At 38.0% G+C, this 7,502-nt stretch carries 5 protein-coding genes; 2 read left to right on the top strand and 3 right to left on the bottom strand.

All coding sequences use genetic code 11. The features are described from left to right. Positions 1 to 391: 391 nt before the first annotated feature. On the bottom strand, positions 392 to 1,873 hold the full coding sequence (locus LI954_RS10895) for a helix-turn-helix domain-containing protein (RefSeq protein WP_202066911.1): 1,482 nt from the start codon (positions 1,871 to 1,873) through the stop codon (positions 392 to 394). A 323-nt stretch (positions 1,874 to 2,196) separates the two neighbouring features. Here LI954_RS10895 and LI954_RS10890 point away from each other — a divergent pair, with 323 nt between their 5' ends. Further along, the gene (locus LI954_RS10890) at positions 2,197 to 3,774 is read left to right on the top strand and encodes a peptide chain release factor 3 (protein WP_202066912.1); all 1,578 of its coding nucleotides are present in this window, start codon (positions 2,197 to 2,199) and stop codon (positions 3,772 to 3,774) included. A gap of 411 nt (positions 3,775 to 4,185) precedes the next feature. Continuing rightward, entirely contained in the window at positions 4,186 to 4,404 is a 219-nt protein-coding gene (locus LI954_RS10885) for a hypothetical protein (RefSeq protein ID WP_229441957.1), read from the top strand. Between the two features lie 304 nt (positions 4,405 to 4,708). On the opposite strand, the gene LI954_RS10880 is transcribed toward LI954_RS10885, so the two are convergent. Together LI954_RS10880 and LI954_RS10875 are read right to left on the bottom strand one after the other, a co-directional pair. Further along, positions 4,709 to 5,023 (bottom strand): DUF1827 family protein, encoded by a 315-nt coding sequence (locus LI954_RS10880; protein ID WP_202066914.1) that lies wholly within the window; start codon positions 5,021 to 5,023, stop codon positions 4,709 to 4,711. 251 nt (positions 5,024 to 5,274) lie between these two features. Then, positions 5,275 to 7,497: an ATP-dependent Clp protease ATP-binding subunit gene (locus LI954_RS10875; protein WP_202066915.1), complete on the bottom strand. Its 2,223-nt coding sequence runs from the start codon at positions 7,495 to 7,497 to the stop codon at positions 5,275 to 5,277. Between the last annotated feature and the right edge of the window lie 5 nt (positions 7,498 to 7,502).

Here is a 7,502-nt window from a genome sequence, read left to right as displayed (position 1 = left end):
TTGTGCGACGAGTAACCGCAGGAGCAAGCATTTTGTGCGACGAGTAACCGCAGGAGCAAGCATTTTGTGCGACGAGTAACCGCAGGAGCAAGCATTTTGTGCGACGAGTAACCGCAGGAGCAAGCATTTTGTGCGACGAGTAACCGCAGGAGCAAATAAGTAGAACGATCTAGTTTGTCCCTCAAGGTCAATTTTGGAGAAGAACCTCAATTAATCATCGACCTACAAGCCTTTTCTGTCCTCTTTAGTATGACAGGAAATAGCGCGTAGGTCGATGATTTTTTATTTTCATTCTGTCTGGTGTGGGCGATAGCCCTCATGAGTGTGTTCCGACCTCCTTTTATCTGCAATTTGAAATAAACGGTAAGAATCAACTGTTAATAGTTTTGTCCTAACTTAACTCTCTAGGAGCAGTCTTGTTGTTTTGCACTTCCTTCAGCATCTGATACAAAGCGACATACTGTTTTTGATTGTCTTTAGAGTATCTGAAAACAAATGTCGAAGCAGTGCACTCTTTGGGAAACAGACAAGAAGATGTAGCAATAATCAAATCGAAATCAGAATAATTTTCAGTAAATGTTTCTAATTTCACAAAGGTAAGTTCATCCAGAAAATTGATCAGATGCTGATTTAACAGGTAGTTTGATTCTGCTATTAAGCCGACATTGATCATTTTATTATTTTTCAGCTTTTCCCATGACGGAAACATCAGTAAGGCAAAAGCGATGGAAAGGAGTGCAATTTGTTCGCTTAGCCAGGAAAAATTTTTTCTTTTGGAAATTTTTCTGAAAAAAACTTTAAAAGAGTCATGAAGCTCCAGAAAATATTTGTTTTGAATGTGATTCGAATTATTATTCGCTGTCAGTACACCGGGAACAGCCTTTTTTAGGATAGTTATCGGGAAAATGATATTTGCTGTGTTTCCGTAAATAACTCTGTGTTCATATTTGCTGAAACCATAAGTGGTTTCTAAAAAATGCCAAAATTCCTTAAACAATACTGTAGCCTGATTCTCTTCGATTTCAAGATAGTGTTCGAGGAAATAGAAGCGGGGATCTTTTTCACTGTAGAAATTTGGCGTAATAACCAGAAGCAGGGCAGAAAACTGAGCTTCGGCTTCCAAGACAGCATCATTGTCAACAATAGCCCCAAAAAAATCTTTGCTTAATTCAACACTTGTAGGTATATAGGCTGAAATTGTTGCTGTTTCTGTTAAAAAGTAGCCATTTGTTACACGCAGATATACGATGTCCAAAAGCAGCTGTATCTGCTTCGAAGCAGAGTAGCTGCGACTTTCGGGAAAAAGAGGATCAACGTTATTCTGAACTTTTTCATAGTCAATACTCAATCCTACATCGGGTAAATTTGCATTTTGAGAGGTAAACCAAACTAAGGCATATAGAACGATACGAATCATTCGTTCTTCACCTGTCAGCTTTAACTGGGATATATTCAGTTTAATATTGAACTGTTTAAAATAATTATTTAAGGATTTTGATTTTCTAATAACTGAAGCTTTGCTGAGAAAATTCTTTCTGCAGAAATCATCCAAAGTATCTTGAGGATAATAAATAATAGATAAAAGCAAAAGATAAGGAATACTTCGTGTAATCAAATATTGATAATACTGATCATAGGAAACAGAACGATCATAATGAATTCCCTGATCGGTGATAAAATTTGTTGGTTCCTGATTAATCTCGTCAAGATCTTGTTGAATCAGTTCTAATAAATATGAAACACGACTATATGAAAAATCCAAATTACTCTCCAAAAAGTTGATGCTATAATAATCATCAGGTAAATATGCTAGCAAATTAAATAAAGTCAGCTTTCTTTTAGTAATATCTTCCAGAATAAGTTCTTCAAACATAAAAAGCCCCTCCTTGTATTTTTTATGATTATAAGATAATTCTGACAAGCGTGTTTATCTGTCGACTACTCCCCAGTCAAGTGATATGTTCAATCAACAAAGTATCATTTATAGTATAAATAAGTCAATTAAAAAATAACGAAAAACAAAATAAGATATTAAATAAAACTTGTTTTTTTATTCCTGTATGTTTGAATCTTTTTGAAATCCGTACTACTTCCATGATATACTACACTAGTTGAATTTAACAGAGGAGAGTAGAAAATGTAGATAAATTGAGTTATATTATATACTTTTACTTTGATTGGAATGGAGAAGAACACATGAATAATCCTAATTTGAAAAAACAGGTTGACAGTCGTCGAACGTTTGCGATTATTTCCCACCCGGATGCAGGGAAAACAACAATCACTGAACAGCTGCTGTTATTTGGTGGAGCGATTCGTCAGGCAGGAACAGTTAAGGGAAAAAAGACTGGGAATTTTGCAAAATCTGACTGGATGGAGATTGAAAAGCAGCGGGGAATTTCTGTAACGAGTTCAGTTATGCAGTTTGATTATGATGGAAAACGAGTGAATATATTGGATACTCCAGGGCACGAGGATTTTTCCGAAGATACTTACAGAACATTAATGGCAGTGGATAGTGCTGTCATGGTTATTGACAGTGCCAAAGGGATTGAGGCCCAAACGAAAAAACTTTTCCAGGTTGTTAAGAAAAGAGGAATTCCTATTTTCACCTTTATTAATAAATTGGACAGAGATGGAAGAGAGCCGCTGGATTTGCTTGAGGAGCTTGAGGAACTGCTGGATATTGAATCTTATCCTATGAACTGGCCGATCGGTATGGGTAAAGGTCTGGAAGGCTTGTATGATATTTATAATCAGAGAGTCGAAGTTTATCGACCGGAGACAAATAATAGTGAAAAGTACATTCCTTTAACAAATGGAACAATCCCTGAAAGTCATTCGTTAAATGAGAATAACCTTTATCATCAGGCACTGGAGGATGTTGAGCTGCTGTTGGAAGCTGGAGATGCTTTTGATGAAGAAAAAATAGCACAGGGAAATCAGACACCTGTATTTTTCGGTTCGGCCTTGACTAATTTTGGTGTTCAGACTTTTTTGGAAACTTTCCTGAAGTTTGCTCCATCACCTTACGGGCATAAAACAGAAGATGGTAAAGAAATCAGCCCTTATGAAGAAGAGTTTTCAGGTTTTGTTTTTAAGATTCAGGCAAATATGAATCCTGCACACAGAGATAGAATTGCTTTTGTCAGAATTTGTTCAGGAACATTTGAACGCGGAATGGATATTGTGCTTGAACGGACGGATAAGAAAATAAAGTTGAGCAATGTAACCCAATTTATGGCTGATGCGAGAGAAAATGTGGACGAGGCTGTTGCCGGAGACATTATTGGCGTTTACGATACAGGGAACTATCAAATTGGAGATACTCTGTACGAAGGGAAGTTAAAAGTGAAATATGAAGAGCTGCCTTCGTTTACACCAGAATTGTTTATGAAAGTTACTGCTAAAAATGTAATGAAGCAAAAATCTTTCCATAAAGGGATGTACCAGCTGGTTCAGGAGGGCGCTATTCAGCTTTATAAAACTTACCTGACAGAAGAGTATATTATCGGAGCAGTGGGGCAGCTGCAATTTGAAGTATTCCAGCATCGAATGAATAATGAATATAACTCAGAAGTGGTCATGACACCGATGGGTTCTAAAATTGCCCGCTGGATTAAACCAGAGGATTTGGATGAACGCATGAGCTCAAGTAGGAATATTTTGGCGAAGGATCGTTTTGATCAGCCTCTGTTCTTGTTTGAAAATGAATTTGCAATGCGCTGGTTTGCCGACAAGTACCCAGATGTTGAATTAAGCAGCTTACTATAATAAAAAGATGCGAAGTGAGAGCAAAATCTGTGATAAGCATAGATTGAGCTCTTGCTTCGCTTTTTGATGCTAGTTTTTTTGAATTCAGAAGATTTAGTGAAAATATAGAAGAATGATTTTTCAAGCTTTTCTGCAAAGTTACCGTCCGAAAGAATAATGATAGAAACAGTCTGCAATTTTATACTTCTGCCCGTTATAATAGAAATGCAACTAACGAAACGAAGAGTATTATGGCTAAGAGAGAAACGGTGTCAAAGGATTTTGAAGAAATCTACAAACGTGGAAATCGTGAAGAAATAAAAAAAATTTTGAAAATAGTCAGGTGGCAGCTTATTTGGCTATAACAAAGCCAATGTATTCAGTATCAGAGAAATTCGGGAAACATTCATTATTTGATTGATGGAATAAAATGTGAATATCAATATGCAGGATCACCAGCAGAGAACTGCTCTTCACAATTATGCGGGCTATGGGGTGAAGAATCTGGAAGCGCTGATTAATGCTGGAGCAGATGTTGATGCTTTGGATTATCAGGGGGAGACACTATTGTTTAGTACGACTAATCATGTAGAGTACCCTATACTATTAAAGTCAGGCTTATTAAAGGAACAGCAGGAAATCTGCAGTTAGCTAATCCTTTGATTATTAAAGATTGCCCGCAGTTTCAGTTCAAAGCTGTGAAGTTTTTGGTCAGCGATTCAACCTTATTATGAGGCTGTTAGACAGATTCAAATTGCAGAAGAAGCTGAAGGTATGCTTGCAGGAAAAAATGTTCGGCCGGATATCGTGTTTCAGCCATATGAAATACTCGTTATACAGACAGAGATAAAATAATCAGGCGATAGAGGAGAGAGTGGTTAGACTATTTTCTGATAAACAGAAGGAACAGACTCGTCGTCTTGAGTGTTTCTCAAAAAGAGGAATCTGTTCCTTCTCAATTTCTAACCAGTGCTTGTGACAATGGAATCGATATTTCTGTAATGCCTTTTATTTCGATTGTTTCTATTTTTTCCTTTTCAATCAGTTCTTTAGGCAGTCTCCTTAAAAAGAACTTTAAAATTTCGTTGGTTTCCGTTTTTCGGATTGCCCGTTTTTGATTTAAAATCAAAATTTCAACATGTTTTTCTGCTTCGGAATAAACAACGGTTGTATTTCCTTCAGAATAGACTTTCACAAAATGAGCATCTGTATTTTCCAACTGTTTATTTACCAGTTTTCTATGGCTGTTTGTAACGTTAACTAGTTTCATATTTTCACCTCAACTTCCGGATAAATTCGTCCATACCAATTATGTAAAATATAACACACTTTAATTATAAACTTTTTTTTTCAAATAAAAAGAATTCTGCTTAAATTTTATCATAAAATACGATGGAAAGAAGACTAATATTTTACTTTTTTCAACACTCTTGACAGTTTGGATAAAAAACGATCAGACCACTGTCTTATTCATCTCGGTCTGATCGTTAATTGCTATTATCTAATCAAAAAAATTGTTGTTTACTCTGACTTGGTTTCATCAACAGCTTCTTCAGAAGTTACGATGATTTTTCCTTCATCCGTTAACTCTGCAGCCAGCTGATGTTCGCTGGAGTGATCCAAATAATATTCTGCAATACCATCTTCAATATGTTCCTGAATAGTCCGACGCAGTGGGCGGGCACCCATGGCAGGATCATAACCGAGATCAACCAGTTTTTGTTTCACTTCTGTTGGTACTTCGATATGCAGCTTTTGAGATGCAAGTAATTGATTTACTTCATCCAGCATCAGGCTGACAATCTTCAGCAAATCTTCCTTATCCAAAGCTTTGAATTCAACAATCCCGTCAAATCTGTTAAGAAATTCAGGAGTGAAGAAATTGTTTAATTGTCCTAAAATCGAACGAGTAATTCCTTCACGTGCTGCACCGAAGCCGACATTTGCTTCAATTTTTCCGCTTCCAGCATTGCTGGTCATGATAATAATGGTATCCTTAAAGCTTACAGTTCTTCCCTGAGCATCAGTCAGGCGGCCATCATCAAGAATTTGCAGGAACATGTGCAGAACATCCGGATGTGCTTTTTCAATTTCATCCAGCAGGATCAGACTGTAAGGATTTCTACGTACTTTTTCTGTCAGCTGACCAGCTTCTTCATAGCCTACATAGCCAGGAGGGGAACCAATTAGTTTCGCCACACTGTGTTTTTCCATATATTCACTCATATCGAAACGAATCATGGTATCTTCCGAACCAAATAGTTCAAATGCCAGCTGTTTAGCCAGTTCAGTTTTACCGACACCTGTTGGTCCGACAAACAGAAATGAGCCGATTGGGCGGTTCTTTTTGCCGAGACCGACCCGATTTCTTCGAATTGCTTTAGCAACTTTATCCACAGCGTCATCTTGCCCGATTACATTGGCTTTTAGATCTTCTGCCAGATTTTTCAACTGTGTCTGTTCCTTTTCTTTCAATTCGCCGACAGGAATACCTGTACGCTGCTCCACAATTGCTTCAATGATCTTTTCATCGATGACAGGTGTTTCTTCGTCACTGACCTGTTTTTCTTTCATCCGCTGCAGCTTATTGATTTGATCACGGTAATAGGCTGCTTTTTCAAAGTCTTCTTCTGCAGATGCCTGTTGTTTTTGTTGTTCGGCTTCTGCCAGCTTCTTCTCAATTGTTTTTGGATCAGCAATTTGAATAGTCAAATTCATTTTTGATCCGGATTCATCCAGCAGATCAATTGCTTTATCCGGCAGGAAACGATCCTGAATGTAACGGTTGGAAAGATAGGCTGCTGCTTTGATCGCTTCATCTGTGTATTTTACGTGATGATAATCTTCATAGCGTTTTTGCAGTCCCTGTAATATTGCAATGGTTTCTTCAACAGAAGGCTCATCAACACGAACCGGCTGCATCCGACGTTCAAGGGCAGCATCTTTTTCAATAATGCGGTACTCGCTTAAAGTTGTTGCACCAACCATTTGAAGTTCTCCGCGAGCCAGAGCTGGTTTTAAAATATTCCCTGCATCCATGTTTCCATCCCCGGCAGCACCTGCACCGACAAGCTCGTGAACTTCATCGATGAACAGAATAATATTTTCAGCCGTTTTAATTTCTTCGACCAATTTTTGAATCCGTTCTTCAAATTGTCCTCGGATACCGGTTCCCTGAACAAGAGATGCGACATCAAGTCGAATGACTTCCTTTTCAAGAAGCTTTTGAGGGACATCTCCGTCAACAATCTTTTGAGCGAGACCTTCAACTACGGCTGTTTTACCAACACCGGGTTCACCGATCAGAACGGGGTTGTTTTTTGTTCTTCTATTTAAAATTTCTATCACGCGTTTAATTTCTTTATCACGCCCGATAACAGGATCAATATCTCCGTTTCTGGCAGCTTCGGTAATATTAATGCCGTATTCACCCAGCAGACCTTCTGCCTGTCCGGGTCTTTCAGGAGGCTGTCCGTTAAAACCATTTCCTCCGCCGAACTGTGCAGGTGGAATTTGTTGACCTGGTTGATCATTTTGCTGCATTTGACGGGACAGTGAACGATATAAATCATCCAAGCTTCCAAAACCAAAGGGGTCTTGTGACATCGTTGGAGAAGAATTATTTGACTGAGATTTTAATTTCTGATAACAGCTTTGACAATAGTCCAGCTGCTTTCTTTGACCATTGACATTGGCGTATAGGTGAATTGTGGCTTCATTTTGATTACAGTTTTGACAAATCATCTGCT

It is taken from the genome of Enterococcus sp. CWB-B31, assembly GCF_020567645.1.
Lineage (GTDB): Bacteria > Bacillota > Bacilli > Lactobacillales > Enterococcaceae > Enterococcus_L.
Note: the sequence above shows the minus strand (reverse complement) of the source record. Positions and strands in the feature narration are given on the sequence as shown.

Coding starts and splice junctions, on each gene's coding strand:
- LI954_RS10895 (WP_202066911.1), bottom strand. CDS start 1,873: ATGTTTGAAGAACTTATTCTGGAAGATATTACTAAAAGAAAGCTGACT.
- LI954_RS10890 (WP_202066912.1), top strand. CDS start 2,197: ATGAATAATCCTAATTTGAAAAAACAGGTTGACAGTCGTCGAACGTTT.
- LI954_RS10880 (WP_202066914.1), bottom strand. CDS start 5,023: ATGAAACTAGTTAACGTTACAAACAGCCATAGAAAACTGGTAAATAAA.
- LI954_RS10875 (WP_202066915.1), bottom strand. CDS start 7,497: ATGATTTGTCAAAACTGTAATCAAAATGAAGCCACAATTCACCTATAC.